The organism is Pararobbsia alpina (assembly GCF_965118125.1).
Lineage (GTDB): Bacteria > Pseudomonadota > Gammaproteobacteria > Burkholderiales > Burkholderiaceae > Pararobbsia > Pararobbsia alpina_A.
In genome coordinates, this window is sequence record NZ_OZ221287.1 from 3,707,645 (window position 1) to 3,728,885 (window position 21,241).

14 protein-coding genes, 1 tRNA gene and 1 pseudogene are annotated in these 21,241 nt (G+C 62.7%); 4 read left to right on the plus strand and 12 right to left on the minus strand.

Translation table 11 applies throughout. The features are described from left to right. Positions 1-100: 100 nt before the first annotated feature. On the minus strand, positions 101-1,096 hold the full coding sequence (locus ACMFWR_RS16030) for an arabinose ABC transporter substrate-binding protein (protein WP_413192590.1): 996 nt from the start codon (positions 1,094-1,096) through the stop codon (positions 101-103). Between the two features lie 326 nt (positions 1,097-1,422). Further along, a complete protein-coding gene (gene folE / locus ACMFWR_RS16035) occupies positions 1,423-2,232 on the minus strand; it encodes a GTP cyclohydrolase I (protein ID WP_413192591.1) in 810 nt (269 codons plus the stop codon). A 406-nt stretch (positions 2,233-2,638) separates the two neighbouring features. On the opposite strand from folE, the gene ACMFWR_RS16040 reads away from it, so the two are divergent. After that, positions 2,639-3,493 carry a formyltransferase family protein gene (locus ACMFWR_RS16040; RefSeq protein WP_413192592.1) on the plus strand — a complete coding sequence of 285 codons (855 nt, stop codon included), beginning with the start codon at positions 2,639-2,641 and terminating at the stop codon, positions 3,491-3,493. A 180-nt stretch (positions 3,494-3,673) separates the two neighbouring features. On the opposite strand, the gene ACMFWR_RS16045 is transcribed toward ACMFWR_RS16040, so the two are convergent. The 5 genes from ACMFWR_RS16045 to ACMFWR_RS16065 all read right to left on the minus strand — a co-directional run bounded on the left by ACMFWR_RS16045 (position 3,674) and on the right by ACMFWR_RS16065 (position 9,907). Continuing rightward, positions 3,674-3,764: transfer RNA gene (locus ACMFWR_RS16045), tRNA-Ser, on the minus strand. 168 nt (positions 3,765-3,932) lie between these two features. Beyond that, positions 3,933-5,225 (minus strand): serine--tRNA ligase, encoded by a 1,293-nt coding sequence (gene serS / locus ACMFWR_RS16050; protein WP_413192593.1) that lies wholly within the window; start codon positions 5,223-5,225, stop codon positions 3,933-3,935. 102 nt (positions 5,226-5,327) lie between these two features. After that, positions 5,328-6,641, minus strand: a complete 1,314-nt coding sequence (locus tag ACMFWR_RS16055) for a replication-associated recombination protein A (protein ID WP_413192594.1) — start codon at positions 6,639-6,641, stop codon at positions 5,328-5,330. Next, entirely contained in the window at positions 6,634-7,278 is a 645-nt protein-coding gene (gene lolA, locus ACMFWR_RS16060) for an outer membrane lipoprotein chaperone LolA (RefSeq protein WP_413192595.1), read from the minus strand. Before lolA ends, ACMFWR_RS16055 begins: the two co-directional genes overlap by 8 nt. A 274-nt stretch (positions 7,279-7,552) precedes the next feature. Beyond that, on the minus strand, positions 7,553-9,907 hold the full coding sequence (locus ACMFWR_RS16065) for a DNA translocase FtsK (RefSeq protein WP_413192596.1): 2,355 nt from the start codon (positions 9,905-9,907) through the stop codon (positions 7,553-7,555). 673 nt (positions 9,908-10,580) lie between these two features. On the opposite strand from ACMFWR_RS16065, the gene trxB reads away from it, so the two are divergent. Together trxB and ACMFWR_RS16075 are read left to right on the plus strand one after the other, a co-directional pair. Next, the gene (trxB, locus tag ACMFWR_RS16070; protein ID WP_413192597.1) at positions 10,581-11,540 is read left to right on the plus strand and encodes a thioredoxin-disulfide reductase; all 960 of its coding nucleotides are present in this window, start codon (positions 10,581-10,583) and stop codon (positions 11,538-11,540) included. Then, a pseudogene (locus tag ACMFWR_RS16075) lies at positions 11,425-12,159 on the plus strand (Smr/MutS family protein); the annotation flags it as partial. The gene trxB and the pseudogene ACMFWR_RS16075, both read left to right, overlap by 116 nt. A gap of 368 nt (positions 12,160-12,527) precedes the next feature. On the opposite strand, the gene ACMFWR_RS16080 reads toward ACMFWR_RS16075, so the two are convergent. Further along, the gene (locus tag ACMFWR_RS16080) at positions 12,528-12,866 is read right to left on the minus strand and encodes a P-II family nitrogen regulator (RefSeq protein WP_413192598.1); all 339 of its coding nucleotides are present in this window, start codon (positions 12,864-12,866) and stop codon (positions 12,528-12,530) included. A 212-nt stretch (positions 12,867-13,078) separates the two neighbouring features. Continuing rightward, positions 13,079-15,130, minus strand: a complete 2,052-nt coding sequence (locus tag ACMFWR_RS16085) for an NAD(+) synthase (protein ID WP_413192599.1) — start codon at positions 15,128-15,130, stop codon at positions 13,079-13,081. A gap of 139 nt (positions 15,131-15,269) precedes the next feature. Here ACMFWR_RS16085 and ACMFWR_RS16090 point away from each other — a divergent pair, with 139 nt between their 5' ends. Next, on the plus strand, positions 15,270-16,610 hold the full coding sequence (locus tag ACMFWR_RS16090; protein WP_413192600.1) for a GNAT family N-acetyltransferase: 1,341 nt from the start codon (positions 15,270-15,272) through the stop codon (positions 16,608-16,610). A 211-nt stretch (positions 16,611-16,821) separates the two neighbouring features. Here ACMFWR_RS16090 and ppa read toward each other — a convergent pair whose 3' ends face one another. From ppa to hemDX, 3 genes are all read right to left on the minus strand, one after another. Next, positions 16,822-17,349, minus strand: coding sequence for an inorganic diphosphatase (ppa, locus tag ACMFWR_RS16095; protein ID WP_413192601.1), 528 nt, complete (start codon positions 17,347-17,349; stop codon positions 16,822-16,824). 134 nt (positions 17,350-17,483) lie between these two features. Next, positions 17,484-18,677 carry a heme biosynthesis protein HemY gene (locus ACMFWR_RS16100; protein ID WP_413192602.1) on the minus strand — a complete coding sequence of 398 codons (1,194 nt, stop codon included), beginning with the start codon at positions 18,675-18,677 and terminating at the stop codon, positions 17,484-17,486. Positions 18,678-18,681: 4 nt separating this feature from the next. Beyond that, positions 18,682-21,228: a fused uroporphyrinogen-III synthase HemD/membrane protein HemX gene (hemDX, locus tag ACMFWR_RS16105; RefSeq protein ID WP_413192603.1), complete on the minus strand. Its 2,547-nt coding sequence runs from the start codon at positions 21,226-21,228 to the stop codon at positions 18,682-18,684. Between the last annotated feature and the right edge of the window lie 13 nt (positions 21,229-21,241).

Here is a 21,241-nt window from a genome sequence, read left to right on the forward strand (position 1 = left end):
GGCACGCTTCGGAGCCTGGCTTCGGAATTCGAGCTGCGTTCGAGGACATCCGGGTGTGATGTCCTCGTGCATGCCTCGGCCGTTGCGCAGGCTCGTCCGATTACAGACCCAGTTGGGTCTTGACCTGCGTCCAGTTGTCACGCGTCATCAGCGTGCCGGTCGTTTCGGTGTTCGCTTGCGGCTTCGTGCCCTTCGTGATCCACGCATCGAGGTTTTCCGCGCTTTGACGGCCGTGCGTCGTCGAGCTCACTGCGATCGTGCCGAAGAAGCCCGTGGGCGCCTTCTTCTGGAACTCGGCCCAGGCTTCGCCCGCGCCGTTGATGCCAACGCCGATCACGTTATCCGATGCGATATGCAGCTGTTCCGTTGCACGCACGCCACCCAGCACGGTTTCTTCGTTCAGCGCGAAGATGACCCACTTGTGGATGTTCGAGTGCTGCGACAGCACCGGCGTGGTTGCGTTAAAGCCGCCTTCCGTATCCGTCGTCTTTTGCGGCGCGTCGAAAATGTTTTCCTTCTTGAAGCCCGCTGCAACGAGTGCGTCCGTCGCACCGTCCGTACGCAGCTTTGCCGTCGGCAGTTCGTAGTCGGAGATGCGGATCGCGCCGACTTCTTCCGGCTTCCAGCCGCGCTTCTTCATTTCGTCGGCGATCGTCGTGCCGACTTGCTGACCGATCTTGAATGCCGACATGCCGAGGTGGGGCACGTCTGCGAGCGGCTTGCCCGACGAGTCGACGAGCTGGTCGTCAACCGTCACGAATTTCATGTTGTACTTCTTCGCGCGGGCGGCGATTGCCGGTCCGAGACGCACGTCCGGTGCGCAGATCACGAAGCCTTGTGCGCCTTGTGCGCCGAGGTTGTCGATCGCTGCGAGCGTCTTCTCGCCATCGGGCGTGCCGATGTTGATCACGTCGAAGCCGTCCTTCTTGCCTGCTTCGGTCGCAGCCTTTTGTTCATTGATGAACCAGGCTTGCTCGGGCATCTTGACCAGGAAGCCGATCTTCGTCGCATCGGCAGCGTGTGCACCGGCGATCGAGAGACCAAAGGACGCGGCGGCAGCCGACGCGAGAATGGCGGATTTCAAAAGGCGCTTCATGCAGTCTCCATCTTCGTCTGTTGTTGTAAGGGTGGTGGCTCAAGCTATGAGTCGACGAAGCATATCGAAGCGCGCCCGCGCTTTCTAATACCAAATTTTTTTTGCGACTTGCCGATTTCGATAAGTCGGGAAATCCCTATCATGCAGAGCCCAACATGTGGGTTAAATGGATCCGTGAAAGTTACAGATCTCTGCAAATGGGATTCGGGAAATAAACAGAAAGAAAATAAAAGGCCCGCGAAGTGCGAGCCCTTGCTAAAACCGAATAGATATTGTGACGAATGCGTCATTGTGACGCAACTGCGTTGAATCGCCGTGTGTGTTGTTTAGCGTGCGTTGGTCTGAAGCAGCGAGAGAAACTCGCGACGCAGGACCGAATCGCGCAGGAACGAGCCACGCATCACGCTGTTGACCATCTTCGACTGGTTGTCCTTCACGCCGCGCCAATGCATGCAGTAGTGATCGGCCTCGAGCACGACAGCGAGGCCGTCGGGCTGCAGGCGCTTCTCGAGAAGATCGGCGAGTTGCGCAACCGCCTCTTCCTGAATTTGCGGACGGCTCATGATCCAGTCCATCAGGCGCGCATATTTCGACAACCCGATCAGGTTCGAATGCTCATTGGGCATCACGCCGATCCACACGCGGCCAATGATCGGACACAGGTGGTGCGAGCAGGCACTGCGCACGGTCATCGGACCGACGATCATCAGTTCGTTGAGCGCGGCCGCATTCGGAAACTCGGTCACCGGAGGCGCGGCCTGATAACGGCCGCTGAACACCTCACGGATAAACATCTTCGCCACACGGCGTGCGGTGTCCTGCGTGTTGTGATCGTTCTCGATATCGATAACGAGACTTTCGAGCACACCGCGCATCTTCTCCTCGACTTCCTGTTGAAGGGTGTCGAGTTCGCCGTCGCGGATGTATTCCGCAATATTGTCATTCGCAAAATAGCGGCCGCGCGCGTTGATCACGCGCTCGCGAATGCGAGTCGACAGCGGCACGCCTTCGTCTTCGTGCGCGTCATCGCCGGCATGACCGGCGTCACGCTTTTGGGCATGCTTGTCGGCATGCACGCCGGCCGCAGCCTGAGCCTGTTCTGCAGGGTCGTGTGGCGCCGCCTTAACGTCGTCCATCGGGAAATCCTCGTTTGCTACGCCGGTTTATGTTTCGGGGTATCGCGCGGACTCGGGGTCAATACTGCGGGTCACTATCCTGCCCCGGCCGCGCGCCGATTCCGGCCAATCCCACATGCTAGCCGCGCTGCGCGGCGCGGTCAAAATGCCCGGCTCGCCGCACCACGCTCCGTGGGGTTATTGAATCATCTCGTGATGCATTACACCCGTAACGCCAGGCAATATGCACCCTCTTCGTATTTCGTGCTGACAAGCGCACAGTGCGCGTTCGGCTCACTGTCCCACTCATTGCATTCATCGTGGCATCGGTCGTCGCATCCTTCTATGTATCGACGATCGCATCGATGACCGGCTCGATGAGCGGATCCAACAGCGAGCCGCGCCCTCGATTGCTGCCAGTCCGCTTATGCGCTTTGCCATTGCCACGATTGACCGGTACCAGATTGTCCTCGACGCGTTCGTCGAAGCCGGCTGGGAACCGATCAAAATATTCTCGACCAACCTGCTTTCGGCGCGAGACACCAACGCTGCCATGCTGGCCCGCGCTGAGCGCCTTCGCGTGCCGATCCAGCTTTCGCGGATCCTGCCTGCGGACTTGTCTGATCTCGCGCGCGACGGCTGCGTCGCGCTCGTGGTCGCCGGGCATCCGTGGCGCGTGCCGGACTGGCGCAAGTATCTGCCCTACGCCATCAACTTTCATCCGTCTCCGCTACCCGTGGCGCGTGGCCCCTATCCTCTATGCCGCGCCATTCGGGAACGGCGGCGCGAGTGGGGCGTAAGTTGCCACAAGATCGAACCCGACTTTGATACCGGCGACATTCTTGCGCAGACCTTCTTTCCCATGCAGGAGAACGAAACGCACGAGACGCTCGAGCTCAAGACGCAACTCGCACTCGGCCCGCTTGCATTACGGGCGGCACGTGAGCTGCCAACGCTTTGGCCCGCGGCCACTCCGCAACACGGTGGTGACTACTGGCCGTTCGACACCGATGCGCATCGCACGCTCGATTTCTCGCTGACCATCGACGAGATCATGCTGACGGTACGCTCATTCGGTTTGCTCGAATGCATTGCACCGCTTCGCGAGGGCAAGCTCTACGTGTCGCGCGTGGAGGCGTGGCAACAAGCGCATCGTTTCGAACCCGGCACCGTCGTGCATCGCCATGGCGAGCAGTTGATCGTCGCAGCGAGCGACGGATTCATTGCGTTGCTCGAATGGAGTCCACTGTCGGCGGAAGCACGACGCGCACAACGTCGATGAATCACGCTTCGGGTATCTCCCGTCGTTGACCTCTTCGCAAAACCTGAGTGCAAAGAGCACGACGGGCACGACAGTTGAAGTCATTCGAATCGCGCCACGCGTGACGAATACAGCACGACGATTTGCAAACTGCTGAATGCAAAAAAGCCCATGACTTGCATGGGCTTTTTTATCAATACTTGGCGGAAAGGGTGGGATTCGAACCCACGGTACGGGGAAACCGTACGCCTGATTTCGAGTCAGGTACATTCGACCACTCTGCCACCTTTCCGGGTGTTCACAGCCTGCGCGACGCTGATACTGCTGGCCGCTTTGAACTGCTTGATCTGTCGCGGGGAGGTCAGCTGCGACAGAAACGAGATATTAGCGGAGGCCTTTCGGCTTTTCAAGTCCCTTGTTGCACTCCGCTCAATATTTTTTGTTGCGCAGCAGAAGTCGATCAGTCGAGCTTCGTCAATACCGCCTGACCGCCGAGATACGGACGCAGCACCGTCGGCACATTCACCGAGCCATCCGCGTTCTGATAATTCTCGAGCACGGCAACAAGCGTACGGCCCACAGCGAGACCCGAACCGTTGAGCGTATGCACGTTCTCGGGCTTGCCCTGCGCATTGCGGAAACGCGTTTGCATGCGGCGCGCCTGGAACGCTTCGGTGTTCGAGCACGACGATATCTCGCGATAGGTCCCTTGCGCAGGGATCCACACTTCGAGGTCGTACGTCTTCGCAGCGGTGAAGCCCATATCGCCCGTGCACAGCGTGATCACGCGATACGGCAGTTCCAGCTTCTGCAGGATCGTCTCGGCGTGAACGACCATCTGCTCGAGCGCTTCATACGACTGATCGGGCGTCGTGACCTGCACCATCTCGACCTTGTCGAACTGATGCTGGCGGATCATGCCGCGTGTATCGCGACCGTACGAACCCGCTTCCGAACGGAAGCACGGCGAATGCGCGGTCAGCTTGATCGGCAGTTGCGCGGCATCGAGGATGCTGTCGCGTACGGTATTCGTGAGCGTGATTTCCGACGTCGAAATCAGGTACTGCGTGATCGTGTTTTCGCCACCGCCCTTCTCGACGCGGAACATGTCGTCGCCGAACTTGGGCAGCTGGCCCGTGCCGAACAGCACTTCCGGATTCACGATATACGGCGTGTAGCACTCGGTGTAGCCGTGCTGTGTCGTGTGCGTATCGATCATGAACTGCGCGAGCGCGCGATGCAGACGGGCCATCGGACCGCGCAGCAACGTGAAGCGCGCGCCCGAGAGCTTCGCGCCCGTCGTGAAATCGAGACCGAGCGGCTCGCCGACATCGACGTGATCCTTGACCTCGAAATCGAACGTGCGCGGCGCGCCCCAGCGACGCACTTCGACGTTGTCGTTTTCGTCCTTGCCGGCCGGCACCGACTCGTGCGGCAGATTCGGAACGCCGAGCAGGAAGTCCGACATCTTCGTCTGGATCTCGTCGAGTCGCGTGGCCGACGCCTTGAGCGTGTCGCCGATGCCGCCGACTTCGGCCATCACAGCCGATGCGTCTTCGCCTTTGCCCTTCAATGCGCCGATCTGCTTGGACAGCGAGTTGCGGCGGCTCTGAAGTTCTTCGGTCTTGATCTGGATATCGCGACGCTCGGCCTCGAGTGCGCTGAACGTGGCGGCATCGAACGTGAAGCCACGGTCGGCCAGGCGCCGGACGACGGCGTCGAGATCCTTGCGGAGAAGTTGTAGGTCGAGCATGAAGAGATCGCTGCGGGTGTTTATTCGAATCTGGCGATTCTAACCGAGCGCGTCGGGGGACTTCACGGGTTCAGGCCGGATTTATGCCCGCTTTTCGTGAAATTACTCCTCCGAGCGCCTTGCCTCGTTGTCGAGCGAGCGCAGCCAGGCGAGCTTTTCGGCGATCTTCGACTCGGTGCCGCGTGGCACCGGCTGGTACCAGCCGGGCTCGTCGAGATCGTCGGGGAAGTAGGTCTCGCCCGCCGCGTAGGCGTTGGGCTCGTCATGCGCGTAGCGGTAATCATGGCCGTAGCCGAGCTCTTTCATGAGCTTGGTCGGCGCATTGCGCAAATGTACGGGGACTTCACGCGACTTATCCTGCCGCACGAAAGCCATCGCCTGATTGAACGCGTTGTAGCCCGCGTTGCTCTTCGCCGCGATCGCCAGATAGATCACCGCCTGGCCGAGCGCGAGTTCGCCTTCCGGGCTGCCGAGGCGCTCGTAGGTCAGCGCTGCATCATTGGCGATCTGCATCGCACGCGGATCGGCCAGGCCGATGTCTTCCCAGGCCATACGAATGATGCGCCGCGCGAGATAACGCGGATCGGCGCCGCCGTCGAGCATCCGGCACAGCCAATACAACGCGGCATCGGGGTGCGAGCCACGGACCGATTTATGCAGGGCCGAGATCTGGTCGTAGAAGTTGTCGCCGCCCTTGTCGAAACGCCGGACATTGAGCGTGAGCGCGTTTTCGACAAACTCGGCATCGATCTTCGACTTGCCCGAGGCCATGGCTGCGGTGTCGGTCTGTTCGAGCAGATTCAGGAACCGCCGTGCGTCGCCGTCGGCATAGCCGATCAGCGTCGTGATCGCCGCCTCTTCGAACTCGAGGTGCGAGAGCGCCGTCTCGCGAGCTCGAGTCAGCAATTCGCGCATCTCGTCTTCGGTCAGCGCCTTGAGCACATACACCTGCGCGCGCGACAACAAAGCCGAATTGACCTCGAACGACGGATTCTCGGTCGTTGCGCCGATAAAAACGACCAGGCCCGATTCGACGAATGGCAGCAACGCGTCTTGCTGCGCCTTGTTGAAGCGGTGAATTTCGTCGACGAACAGCAGCGTCTGCTTGCCGCTCTGTGCGAGGTATTGCTCAGCCTGTTCCATGGCCGCGCGAATGTCCTTCACACCGGCGAACACAGCCGACAGCGCAATGAACTCACAGTCGAACGCGTCGGCAGTCAGGCGCGCGAGCGTCGTCTTGCCAACGCCCGGCGGCCCCCAGAGCAGCATCGAATGCGGCCGGCCCGACTCGAATGCGAGCCGCAACGGCTTGCCGGGGCCGAGCAGGTGTTTCTGGCCGATCACATCGGCGAGCGTCGCCGGCCGCAAAGCCTCGGCAAGCGGCCGCCTTGGCTCGACCTTGAACAAATCATCCATTGATCACGTCCGCGCCCTTGGGCGGTGTGAACTTGAACGTATCGGCGGGCAAACTCGGGTTCTTGACGACGTTCGTGAAGGTCAGCAGCGTGACGTTGCCAAACACGTCATGCAGTTCCATCGCTGCGAGCGTGCCGTCCTTGAAGCCGATGCCGATCTGCTGAAATTGGGTGTCCTGGCTCTTGGGCGTCAGCTCGAGCCAGTCGATGCCGTCCTTCACGCCGACGTCGCGCAGGTTGTAGCTCTTGTCGAGATCGTTGCTGCCGAACAGGATCGCAGCCGGGCTCGCACCGAGTGCGCTTCCGAGCTTGCGCTCGGTGACCTGGTTCAGGTCTTTGTCGTAGACGTAGAAGTTGTCGCCGTCGGCCTGCAGCAACTGGTCATAAGGCTTGGTGTACGCCCAGATGAACTTGCCGGGCCGCGCAAACACAAAGTTGCCGCTTTGCGTTCCGCCGGCCTTGACGGCCGCCGCGCCGCTCGCATTTTTGTTCGCGGTGATCTGGTGCTGAACGAAATCACCTCGCGCGGAGTGCACTTGCGCGACAAACGCCTTGAGGTCGTCGATCCCGCCCGCGAAGGCGTGCGAGGCGAACAGCAGCGATGCGGTCAGCACCGCAGTTCGAAGAATGGATTTCATAGTCGTATCGTGAATCGGATGAAGCGGGCGCCGCAACAAACGTGCCCTATTTTGACAAATGCCGATTCCCTGTGCGCGCCCTACGTGTTTGGGTGTTTAACGCCCTGATCAGGCGGGCCGTGCACAACGCGTGCGGACTACCGTGGAACAGGGCGCCGTGCGGTACCGCCACTGCAACGCGAAGGTGTTGCCGGATGCGACGCTGCGCACGCCCCGGCACGCCCCGGCACGCCCCGGCACGCCCCGGCACGCCGGAGCATACGCGAGCCCGAGGCTACTCCGCTTCCCGTGTCGGCACGAGGATCTCACGATTGCCGTTCGACGACATCGCCGACACCATGCCCGATTGCTCCATCTGCTCGAGCAGCCGCGCCGCGCGGTTATACCCGATCCGCAAATGACGCTGAACCAGCGAGATCGACGCCCGCTTGTGCTTGATCACGACATCGCAGGCCTGATCGTAAAGCGGATCCGCTTCGCCGCCGCCCGCTCCGCCCGCACCGGCTTCACCGCCGATCGCGCCGTCTTCACCGGCGATGCCGCCTTCGAGAATGCCCTCGATGTAGTTCGCCTCACCGCCTTCCTTGAGCTTCTCGACCACGCGATGCACTTCTTCGTCGGACACGAAGGCACCGTGCACGCGCACGGGCAGCCCCGTACCCGGCGGCAGATACAGCATATCGCCCATGCCGAGCAGCGACTCCGCGCCCTGCTGGTCGAGGATCGTGCGCGAGTCGATTTTCGACGACACCTGGAACGCCATCCGCGTCGGCACATTGGCCTTGATCAGGCCCGTGATCACGTCGACCGACGGGCGCTGCGTCGCGAGAATCAAGTGAATGCCCGCTGCCCGCGCCTTTTGCGCAATCCGCGCGATCAGCTCTTCGACCTTCTTGCCGACCACCATCATGAGGTCAGCGAGCTCGTCGATCACCACCACGATGGTCGGCAGCCGGTCGAGCGGCTCCGGCGCATCCGGTGTCAGCGAGAACGGGTTCGGAATCTTTTCTTCGCGCTTGGCCGCGTCGTCGATCTTGTTGTTGTAGCCGCTTAGATTGCGCACGCCAAGCTTGCTCATGAGCTTGTAGCGGCGCTCCATCTCGGCCACGGTCCAGTTCAGCGCGTTGCCAGCCTGGCGCATATCCGTGACGACCGGACACAACAGATGCGGAATGCCCTCGTAGACGCTCATTTCGAGCATCTTCGGGTCGATCAACATCATGCGGACCTGATCGGGCGTCGCCTTGTAGAGCAGCGACAGAATCATCGCGTTGATCCCGACCGACTTGCCCGAACCGGTCGTCCCGGCTACCAGCAAGTGCGGCATTTTCGCGAGGTCGGCGACCACCGGCTTGCCGCTGATGTCCTTGCCCAGACCCATCGTCAACGCCGACGACGCATCTGCATAGACTTCCGACCCCAGGATTTCCGAGAGGCGCACGGTCTGGCGGCGCGGATTCGGCAACTCGAGCGCCATGAAATTCTTGCCCGGGATCGTTTCGACGACCCGGATCGACACGAGCGAGAGCGAACGCGCGAGGTCCTTTGCGAGGCCGACGATCTGGCTGCCCTTGACGCCCGTTGCCGGCTCGATTTCGTAGCGCGTCACGACCGGGCCCGGATACGCGGCGACCACACTGACGTCGACGCCAAAGTCCTTGAGCTTCTTTTCAATGAGCCGCGAGGTGAACTCGAGCGTATCGGCCGACACCGTTTCCTGAACCGCGGACGCCGGATCGAGCAGCGCCAGAGGCGGCAGCGTGCTGTCGGGCATTTCGGCGAACAACGGCTGCTGCTTTTCCTTTTCAACGCGCTCGGACGTCGCGACGGTCGTCACCTGCGGCACGATCTGCACCGGCTCGTGTTCCTCGAGCTTCACGCGGCCACGTTCGACCTTGTTCTCGCGCTTGACGGCTGCGACCTCGCCCGCCTTGCGGTCACGCTTCGCTTCCTGGCGCAGGCGCGCGAGCGTCACGGCATTGATGAGCGCTTCGCCGACTTTCTCGGCCACGCTGAGCCACGAGAATTTGAAATAGAGCGACAGGCCAATACAAAAGGCCAGCAGCAACGCGAGCGTCCCGCCTGTAAAGCCAAGCGCATGCGACACCGCGCTCGCGACGATATCGCCGAACACGCCACCCGACGAGCGCGGCAGCGCGAGCTTGAGCGACCACATGCGCAGCGACTCGATGCCCATCGAGGCGAGCAGCACGAGCACGAACGCAGCGATCTGCACGAACCAGCCTTCGCCGAAATGCGTGACAGGCGCGTCGTCCTCGTCATCGTCGAGCGCGCGCCCCGTGCGCGAACGCAATTCGCGCGGCTCCGCAATGCGCTTGTAGCCGCCCGCGACACCCCGGGCGAGCAGCACGATCCACCAGTACGCCGACAGGCCAAACAGGAGGAACAGCATGTCGGACGTCCATGCGCCCACACGCCCTGCCCAGTTCGAGATGTGGTCGACCTGCACCGAGTGCGTCCAGCTTGGGTCGCGCCGGCTGTAGCTGACCAGCGCCATGACGAGAAACAGCAGCAACGCTGCCTGAATCAGCCAGCGAATTTCCGAAAACAGCCGCGACATCCGATGCGGCAGCGCGTTCGCGCCAGGGGAATAAGTCGTTTTCGCCATTGAAATGCTTAGTCGGCACAAGATGTGCCGGGTGTTCGATGCGTGCCATTGTAAACCGCCGATCCCGCGTTCCAGCCGCATCGGGGTGGTCAGACTCAAAAAAATGTGTATCGAAAAGCAGCAAAAACAACGCTCAAGGGCAAATTCCGAACGTTTTGCTTGAACACTCCTACACCCGAGCGAGAACGCTCCCCTTTCCCTACTCCGGCGGCTCCTTCCGGCCCTAAAAAACAACATTCGGGCAGCCGGTGCGTGGCGACCCTGGCCGTGAGTCGCCTGCCTCCGGGCCCCGACTACACGTCGTGTCATCAGGTCGCCTGCTGCCTTGCGATCTGTCGTGGCCGCACAAGCGCCGCGACGTTGCGCCAGGCGAACCGATGCCCACGCGCCGGATTGCGGCGCATGTCATCGATACGACCGCGCCCACCTTGCACAATCGAGCGATCCCTCGAACCGCCTTGCTCCCCTTGAAGCCACCCCCATATGGACTCTGAAGACGGCCGGAATCCGGCTCTGACGCGCGGTCTGCGCAGGCGCCCCGCGCGCCCGGGCCGACGCAGAGAGGTTCCGGCTATCAGTGCGATAGATAGGGATGATTCGGTCTTGTAGCGGCACCCGCTTATAATTGCCGGTCTAAAAACAGCCTGCTGATTGCCCGTTTTGGGGAAAGAACATGTCGCAAGTTAAACACGCCAAAGTGCTGATCCTCGGTTCCGGCCCCGCCGGATATACCGCCGCGGTGTATGCCGCACGCGCCAACCTGAAGCCGGTGCTCGTCACGGGCCTCGCACAAGGCGGTCAGCTCATGACGACAACCGACGTCGAAAACTGGCCGGCCGACGCGAACGGCGTCCAGGGTCCGGAGCTCATGCAGCGGTTCCTCGAGCACGCCGAGCGTTTCAACACGGAAATTGTGTTCGACCACATTCACACCGCCAAGCTGACCGAAAAGCCGATCCGCCTGATCGGCGATGCGGGTGAGTACACATGCGACTCGCTGATCATCGCGACGGGCGCCTCGGCCCAGTACCTGGGCCTGCCGTCCGAAGAGCTGTTCATGGGCAAGGGCGTGTCGGCCTGCGCCACCTGCGACGGCTTCTTCTACAAGCAGCAGGAAGTGGCAGTGATCGGCGGCGGCAATACCGCGGTCGAAGAAGCGCTGTACCTGTCGAATATCGCGAAGAAAGTGACGGTCGTGCACCGCCGAGACAAGTTCCGCGCCGAGCCGATCCTCGTCGATCGCCTGCTCGCGAAGGAAAAGGAAGGCGCGATCGAGATCAAGTGGAACCACGTCGTCGATGAAGTTCAGGGCGATCAGGCCGGTGTGACGTCGCTGCGCATCAAGCACCGCGACACGGGCGCGACCGAAGACATCAAGCTCGCGGGCGTGTTCGTCGCGATCGGTCACAAGCCGAACACGGACCTGTTCGACGGTCAGCTCGAGATGAAGAACGGCTACATCGTCACGCACGCCGGCCTCGGCGGCAACGCCACGGCAACCAGCGTGCCGGGCGTGTTTGCTGCCGGCGACGTGCAGGACCACGTGTATCGCCAGGCCATCACGAGCGCCGGCACGGGCTGCATGGCTGCACTCGACGCACAGCGCTACCTTGAAGGCCTCGAAGATCACTGATCTCGCCGATCTCGGCGCGTTCGCGAAAAAGCTGAAGACCGAGTCTGAAGCCCGCGAACGCGACCGGATCGAGACCGAGCGCCGCAAGCGCGAGGCTGCGGCCGAAGCGGACGTCTTCCGGCGTTCGATCGGCGAAGTCGCGCCGCTCGCGGTGCCGACGCGCGCGCCGAAAAAACGCGATACCCCGCCGCCGCTCCCGCTCAAGACGCAGCAGGACGAGAAAGCAGTCCTCGTCGAATCGATCTCCGACGAGTTCGATCCCGAAGCCTTGCTCGACGTCGACGACACCTTGTCATTCTGCCGGCCCGGCGTGCGTGGCGATGTCGTCAAGAAACTGCGTGCGGGCACGTGGATCGTGCAGGCTCAACTCGATCTGCACGGCCAACGCAGCGACGAGGCGCGCGAAGCCCTCGGCGCGTTTTTGCGCGAGGCCGTCAAACATGGCCTGCGCTGCGTGCGCGTGATTCACGGCAAGGGGCTCGGATCGGTCGGCAAGGAACCCGTGCTCAAGGGCAAGGTTCGCCGCTGGCTCGCCCAGAAAGAAGAAGTGATTGCGTTCTGCCAGGCCCGTCCGCATGACGGCGGCGCGGGCGCGGTCGTCGTGCTGCTTCAACCGTCGACGCAATTCGCAAAAGAAGCCGAGAAACTGCCGATTAGCGACCAGGTGTCTCATGCAGTTGACGAGATGGGCGCCGCCGCTGACGCGCCAACGGCCGGCAAAGCCGCGACGCCGGCCGAGAAGGCGCTTGAGGCCTCGTTTGCCGAACTGCTCAAACGCTATCCCGTCGGCGGAAAGACTCGGCCTTAAGCTCGGCATCGCCGGCTCGCACGGCCGTTCGGGCAATCTGCGCAGCAAAGTGGAGCATCGCGCGCAGGGTGCGTGTTCGCGAAGGCGCCGTCAATCGGGCTTGCGAACGACAAGACGGCATACGCTTCCAGAAAACAAAAACGGCGCCGCGGCGCCGTTTTTCCTATCCCTTCGCCCGCTCAGATCGCGGCTTCGTTCTCTTCGCCGGTCCGGATCCGGATCACGCGGTCGATGTCCGAGACGAAAATCTTGCCGTCGCCGATCTTGCCCGTGCGTGCGGCATTGACGATCGCGTCGATCACGCTGTCGCACTGCGCGTCGGTCACCACGACCTCGATTTTGACCTTCGGCAAAAAGTCGACGACATATTCTGCGCCGCGGTACAGCTCGGTGTGGCCCTTCTGACGGCCGAAACCCTTGACCTCGGTCACCGTCAGGCCCGTGAGGCCGGCTTCAGCCAGCGCTTCGCGCACTTCGTCGAGCTTGAACGGCTTGATGATCGCAGTGATTCGTTTCATGGTGGTCCCTTAAAAGGCTTGATGTGCGGTGGATGCTTCGGATTCTTCTGATTCTTTTGATTCGGACGGTTTCGGGGGCGTCGCAGGCCCGGCCGACCACCGGATCGGGCCGGTTATCGTCGGGCCGCACAGTCGCGTGCATGGGTGCATTCTACCTGCCTCGCCGGGACACTCGATGCGGGGTACACCTCATGCGGGCGCCTCACGCCCGGCTATTGCTCGGGCACCGTGCTCAGTTCCTTGAGCCACACGATCGATTCCGAGTCGCTCGGCGCGCGCCAGTCACCGCGCGGCGATAGCGATCCGCCCGTGCCGACCTTCGGCGCATTCGGGATGCACGACCGCTTGAACTGGCTCTGACGGAAGAACCGGTCGAGGAAGATGCCGAGGTTGTGCTTGATCGCCGACAGGGCGTACTGATTGCGCGCGACCTTCGCGTTTTCGGGCCAGCGGCCCGTTTCGCGGTCATGCCAGGCCGAATACGACAGGAATGCGACCTTCGACGGCGCGAAGCCGAACCGCAGCGTGTAGTACAGGTTGAAGTCCTGCAGTTCGTAGGGCCCGATCACCGACTCGGTCCTTTGCTCGATCTTGCCCGACTCGCTCGACGGAATGAGTTCGGGACTGATCTCGGTCGACAACACGTTTTCGAGCACATCGACGCCGCTCTCTCCGATCTGACGCGTTTCGGCGACCCACCGCACAAGGTGCGTGATCAAGGTCTTCGGCACACTCGCGTTCACGTTGTAGTGCGACATATGGTCACCGACCCCATACGTACACCAGCCCAGCGCAAGTTCGCTGAGATCGCCCGTGCCGATCACGATCGCGTGGTTGAAGTTCGCGAGCCGGAACAGATGGTTCGTGCGCTCGCCGGCCTGCACGTTTTCGAACGTGACGTCGTACTGAGCCTGACCTTCGCTATAGGGATGGCCGAGGTCGCGCAGCATCTGTTCGCAGGCGGGCCGGATATCGATTTCGTGGGCCGTGCAGCCGACCACGCGCATCAACTCGCGCGCCTGATTCAGCGTGCGTTCGCTCGTTGCGAAGCCCGGCATCGTGTACGCCAGAATATTCGTGCGCGGCAACTTGAGCCGGTCCATGGCCTTAGCGCAGACCAGCAGCGCGTGTGTCGAATCGAGTCCGCCCGAAATGCCGATGACGACCTTCGAGATCTTGCTCGACGACAGCCGCTGCACGAGGCCCTGCACCTGAATGTTGTAGACCTCGTTGCAGCGCTCGTCGCGACGGCGCGGATCGGCCGGCACATACGGGAACCGTTCGACATTGCGATTGAGCGGCAGTGCGCGATCGAGGGGCGCCCGCATATCTACCGGAATCACACGGAAGCGTGCGACTTCGTCCCGATGACGGCGCACGGATTGCGCGAACGTCGTCATATGCAGGCGCTCATGCGAGAGCCGCTCGAGATCGACATCGGCATAGATCAGATGCGAGTCGTCGAGGAAGCGCTCGGACTCGGCGAGCAGCTCGCCGTTTTCATAGATCAGTGCCTGACCGTCCCACGCGAGATCAGTCGTCGACTCACCCCGCCCGGCCGATGTGTAGAGATACGCGGCAAGGCAGCGCGCCGATTGCTGGCCGACGAGCTGATGACGATAGCCCGATTTGCCGACGACGACATTCGAAGCGGACAGATTGATCAGCACGGTCGCGCCCGCGAGTGCGGCGAACGACGATGGCGGAATTGGCACCCACACGTCTTCGCAGATTTCCGCATGAAAACGCAGCAGCGGCATCTGCGTGGCCTGGAAGACCAGGTCCGCGCCGAATGGCACCGTGCGATCGAAGAGTTCGATCGAGTCGACTGCCGCGTTCTCCGCGGCGCTGAACTGGCGCGCCTCGTAAAACTCGCTGTAGTTCGGCAGATAGCTCTTCGGCACGATCCCCTGCACCTGCCCCGCCGACACCACCACCGCACAATTGAACAAGGTGTGCTGCACGCGCAGCGGCATGCCGACAATCACCGTCGCCGCGATTTCATTCGACGCATCGACGATGGTCCTCAGCGCCGCTTCACACGCATCGAGCAGGGCGGACTGATGAAACAAGTCATCGCAGGTGTAGGCCGAGAGTCCGAGTTCGGGAAACGCAACGATGACCGCGCCTTGCGCGGCGGCCTTGCGTGCGAGCGCGATCGTCTCGGCGGCATTGAATGCGGGGTCGGCAACCCGGCAGCGCGGCACGCCGACGGCGACACGCGCAAAACCATGGGTGTAGAGATTGAAGAACGGGTGGGTCATGACGCAATCCTAGGGGTACCGCACCGGCATCCGATGCCGGGTGGGCAACGCGGGACGGGATATGCAGCTAAGATAGGGACGAATTAAGACCTTATGCATCGCGCTTGATCGGCGAGGCTTTCGGAGTCATCCAGTTCTGATGGATTATCGCACGCGCATCGTTGACTCACCGGCAGACCTTGATGCCGAAATGTGGAACGCCCTGCTCGCAAAGCAGCCACGCCCGACACCCTTTCTCCGGCACGAATTCCTAAGCGCGCTGACCACCGCCGGTTGCGCGACGGCCGAAACAGGGTGGGCGCCGCGCTTCGTGACGATATGGCGCACGACGGGTAACAGTTCGAAGAATGGGCAAGGCGACACGGACGACGCGAATGTCGCACAGGTCGCACATGTGGCGGACAACGCCAGCGACGAAAACGGCGCGGACGACGGTGTCGTCCATACCCTCGGTGACAACGAAAAGATCGGCGCGACGAGCTTCGAAGGCGAAGAACTCGTGGCTGCCACGCCGCTGTATCTCAAGGACCATTCGTACGGTGAGTATGTGTTCGACTGGGCCTGGGCCGATGCGTATCGGCGCAATGGTCTCGAGTACTACCCGAAGCTGCTCTGCGCCGTACCGTTCACGCCCGTGACCGGCGCGCGCCTGATGGCCGTCGACGACGAAAGCCGCCTGACCCTCGCCGCAACGTTACGCGCGCTCGCCGAAGAATCCGGCGTGTCATCGCTGCACATTCTCTATCCGACCGACGAAGAAGCGACCGTGCTCGACGCGGTCGGCCTGATGGCTCGAACCGGCGTGCAGTTTCACTGGGAAAATCCGGGTTATCAGAGCTTCGACGATTTCCTCGCGACGCTCGAGCAAAAGAAACGCAAAAACATCCGAGCGGAACGCAGAAAGGTTCAGGAAGCTGGTGTGACGATGCGTCGAATCAAGGGCCCCGACATTACCGAAGCCGACTGGCGATTCTTCAATCGCTGTTACCAGCAGACCTACCGCGATCACTATTCGAGTCCGTACCTGAATCTGAATTTCTTCAGGACGATCGGACAGACGATGCCCGACAACTTGCTGATGGTCATCGGCGAGCGTGAGGGCAAGCCCGTCGCGAGCTCACTCGTCGTCTACCAACGCGAGATCGACGGCGGCACGCTCTATGGACGTTACTGGGGCGCCATCGAACACATCCCCTGCCTGCACTTCGAAACGGCCTACTACCAGCCGCTCGAATTCTGCATCGAAGAAGGTTTGCGAGCTTTCGAAGGCGGCGCGCAAGGCGAACACAAAATGGCACGCGGCTTCCTGCCGACCGTCACGCACTCCGCGCACTGGCTCGCCCATCCGTCATTCGCCGATGCGGTCGAGCGGTTCCTCGCCCAGGAAACCGCGCATATGCAGAACTACGTCGATGAGCTGCGCGAGCATGACCCGTTCAGGCACCCGACGCCCGAGGCAAGCGGTCCGGCTTGCGAATGAAATGGAAAATCTTTTGACACCTGCGGCGCCGCCCGTGCGTCGATATTCGCTGTTCAGCGAATATGGCGTTTTTGGCGAATATTCGATGATCCAGCCGAGCGCCAAGCCGAACTGATGGCGCAAAAAAACCCGGCGGTCATGCATTCGCCGGGTTTTTTCCAGTCCGATTGCGACAGCGACCACGCCGGGCCGCCGTAGCGAACGACGGAGCTTACTTCTGCGCGTTCGCCACGCCGTCGGTGATTTCCTTGTGGGCGGCTTCGATGCCGACCCAGCCTTCAACCTTGACCCACTTGCCCTTTTCGAGTGCCTTGTAGTTCTCGAAGAAGTGCTTGATCTGGTCCTTCAAGTAGCCCGGCACGTCGTCCATCGACTTGATATGCGCGGTCATCGGGCAGACCTTGTCGTGCGGCACGGCGATCAGCTTCGCATCCACGCCCGACTCGTCGGTCATTTGCAGCATGCCCAGTGCACGCGCACGCACGACCGAGCCCGCCAGCAGCGGGAACGGCGTGATCACCAGCACGTCGACCGGGTCGCCGTCGCCCGACAGCGTGTGCGGAATAAAGCCGTAGTTCACCGGGTAACGCATGCCCGTGCCGACAAAACGGTCGACGACGAGCAGGCCCATTTCCTTGTCGGCTTCGTACTTGACCGGATCGCTTTGCGCGGGAATCTCGATGATGACGTTGAAATCGGACGGCAGGTCTTTGCCAGCAGGCACGCGATCGAAGCTCATGGTGTTCTCTGTTTCAGGGGGTCTGTCGGTCGGCGCGCAACGCGCCGTTCGGGGAAATGTTGTCGGCCGCAATTATAGCGGCAAGGCCGCCGGGCCCTCGCCGCTGGCGGCCAGCGGCGAGACCTTGGCCGATCTCAGGTCAGCTTCACGGCAAGCGCACTCGCACGATAGTGCGAACTCGCCTCGAGCGTATTGCCGAGTTCTTCATGGAGCCGGGCCAGCGCGCGATGCGCACGGACCTTCAGCGTGTCGTTCTCACCCGCAAGCGCAAGCGACTGTTCAAGGAAGGCCTGCGCCTTGCCCCACAGCTGTTGCTGCAGGCAGAGCCGGCCGAGCGTGAACTTCAGGTCGGCATCGTCAGGATGATCTTCCTGCCAGCCCTCGGCGCGCTGAATCAAAGGCAGCGCCTCGCTGCCGCCGCAGTCTGCATAACGGCGCAGCAGCCGCGCATCCCACTGCTGGGCAAGCGCATCCTCGACGATCTTGCGTGCCTCGCGAGGCCTGTCGAGCTGGAGCAACAGATCGGCGGCGAGATCCGCAATGCGCGGTGTCTGGCGCTCGGTGAGCGGCAGGCCGTCCCAGCATTCGAGCAACGCGACCGAATCGTGGCGCCGGTCGCGCAGCAGGTTTTCAGCCGAGAGCTGACGCAGCCGCAATGCCACGGCCGGATGAATCGCTTCGCGCTTTTCGAGTTGCTTGACGAGCTTGAGCACCTCGGGCCAATGCTTGAGCTGCTGATGCGCACGCAACGCAATCTGCTGCGCATGCAGGCGTCGCACGCCCTGCGCTTCGAGTTCGGCGAGCGCATTCAAAGCGCCCTCGGCGTCGCGCGCATCGGCCCGCATATCGGCACTCGCCATCAGGCGCGCATCCTGCCAGTCCTTTTCGGAAATCTGCTCGAGCCACGCATCGCGGCGCGCATATTCGTGCATGCGGTGTGCAGCGAGCGCGCCGATGATCGCGGCGGGCGGCTGGTTTTCCCCGATCACGCCTGCATCGCGCGCCGCTTTCTCGGCGCGCGAGAACCGGCCTGAAAACAGATTCGCGACGGCCTCACGCAACGACGCATGCGCCTTCGCGGCACGCGAGCGCGCACGATAGGCCGCTACGCGATCGGGCATCTTCCAGATATTGCGCACCGTGCGGATCACGATGTGCAGCACGATAAACGTGACGACGATCGCCACGATCGCAAAGTTCAGCGACATGTCGACCCGATACGGGTCATAGACGATCAGCACCTGCCCCGCATCGAAATGGCCGAACAACGCGATCACGACCGCAGCGACAAAGAGCAGGACCAGCCAGAAGAGAGCACGCATCGCCATCGCGTCAGTCCCCGCTCTTGTATTGATGGATCGCGTCGAGGCTCGCATTGAGGTTCGGCAGCTCGACCGCGGTCGATGCCTGCCGTACCTGTGCGATCAGGTCGCGCTCGGTACGCGTCGCCGGTGCATTCGGATCGAAGTAATGCGCGATCGCGGCATTCGCGGCGTCGAGGTCCGAGTCCATCGTCTTCTGATCGCGCGAGAGCAGCGACAGGCGCGCCGACAGCAAGCGCAGGCGCAGGTTCGCGCGAACGTATTGCCCCTGATCCGGCGCAACCAGCATCGCGTCGGCGTTGTCGATGCGGCGAACCTGAACGACGCCGGAGAGCTGGTGCAGCAGTCGTGTGCCGAACTCACCCCAAAAAGCGTCAAAGCGTTTGACCGCATTCGAGAAGGCATTGCCACCGGTCGCACCGGCCGTGGCCGACGCAGCCGAGCTGGTATCCGTCGACGCGGCCGCCGACGATGACGCCGAGTCTGCCTGCGGCACGGGGCCTTCGCCCGCGAGCGGCAGCGAGTCGATGCGTGCGATCGCATCATCGAGCTTGATCGCGAGGCCGGCGATGTCGACGTTCGGCGTCGCCTTGAGCTTGTCGATGTCCTGCGCGAAGGCCTTGCGAATCGCGAGGATCTGCGCGCCTTCGGTCTGCGACAGGCGCGCGTCGGCGTTCTGCAGGGCAAACAGCGCGAGTTGCACATTGCCCGTCAGCTGAAGCTGCTGGCTGGCGTTCGCGACGATCTGCTCGATCTCCGACAACGTCCACTGCGTGCGATCGCGCGCGAGGTCCTGATACATGTTTTGCAGCGCCTGCTGCTGCCCCTGCGCATCGGCCAGCTTGCCTTCGATCTGCGACAGGCGCCGGTCGGTCTGCTGCGCGAATTCGAAGGCGCGCGTGCTTTCCTGCGTCGAAGCCGCGGCGGTGCGTTCGCTCGTCTGCTGACGGTCGTTGAGCGCGCGCTCCATCCGGTCGAGCTTGCGGTTCAACGCGTACGCGCCGACGCCCGCCGCCACGGCGAGGATCAGGGCCAGCCATGCGAGCAAGAGGCGTCCGCGTTGCCGGCCCGACGGTGCGGGCCGGTCGGCGCCGCTCGCGCTGAAGCGCGTCGGCGGCATGGGGGTCGGTGTCAAGGTGTCTTTCGAATCAGTCATGCTCGATGAAGCTCCGCGAGGAGTCGATGAAGCGGCCGGAGTCGCACCGGTCCGCGGAGACGGGTCCGTCGAGGCCCGATCTCCGGTGGCTGAATTGACAGACGGGCCAGCGTGCACATCGGCACGCGGCGTTTCGGGTTGTGGCGCATCACCCCGCGAGTTCTGCGACGCTTGTGCCGCAGTCGTTGCGTTCAAAGCCGGGTCTTCGACCCTGGCTTTGGCATCGCCTTCAACCCCGGCGTCCAGGGCAAGAATCGCGCGTATCAGCGCCGCATCGCCTGCTCCGCTGATCGTAACTGTACCAAACCCGCCATTTCGAGCCGATTCGGCGATGCGCGGATGCGGCACGACAAAACGCGCGCGGTGCAGCGCAGCCTGTTCCCGAGCGTCGAAATGAATTTCGGCGAGCGTCGACAGGTTACGCACGCCCTCGGAACTGGTCACGACCCAGACCGGGTCACGTTCCGGGTGCTGCTCCGTCAGCCAGCGCCGCACCTGGGTCAACGCCGCCGGATCCGGCACCGGCACGCTGCGCTGGTAAGCGACGACCGGCTCGACTTCAGCACCGCGTTCACGCAGCGTGTCGGCGACGAGTTCGCGTCCGCCATTGCCGCGCACGAGCAGCACGCGCCGCCCGGCGAGCGAAGCCAGGCCCAACTCGCGTTCGAGCGCGGCAATCAGCGTTTCCGAGTCAAAGCGCACCGAGTCCGGGTCGACGGGCGTGTCGGTCGATGCGCTGACAGTCGAGCCTTCCGCCGTTGCCGCCGCAGCAGCGTCGACGGTGACAGGATCGGGCGGCGGGGCAAAGAAACTGTCGCTTGATACGGCTCGAGCGGCCGCGGCACGTTGCGCCTCACTCCGGGTCGGCGTCGTTCCCGCGTCCGGCTGCGGGGTTGCGGCGGCGACAGGTACCGTAGGCGATGCAGTTGTCGATGACGACCCCGGCGTAGCAAACGGGCCCGGTCTCGACGTCTCCGGGCCGCCGGTCAGTGCACGCGCCTGAACCGCTGCGCCGTCAGGCGCGATGACCCGATATCCGGGCGCGGCGATCCCGTGATGCGACAGCGCCGCGATGCTCCCCGGGCCGACGACCGCGACCGGCACGTGTTCGGGCCAGACGCCCTTGAAGCGCGCGAAGGCCTGATCGATGGCGTTCGGCGAGACAAAAACCACGAGTGCACAGTCGCCAACCCGCCCGAGCGCGGCATCGAGCGGCGCGGGATCCTGTGCCGGCGCAATGGCAATCAACGGAAATTCAACGGCTTCGCATCCGTTTTCGCGCAGGGACGCGGCAAGCGCCGCGGACTGGCCCGCAGGCCGCGTCAGGATGACTCGAGTCGGACCGGCTGCGCGTACGGCACGAGCCGTCGACGAACTGGACGTGTCGGGAGTGTCGGACATAGCGGGCGCAGGG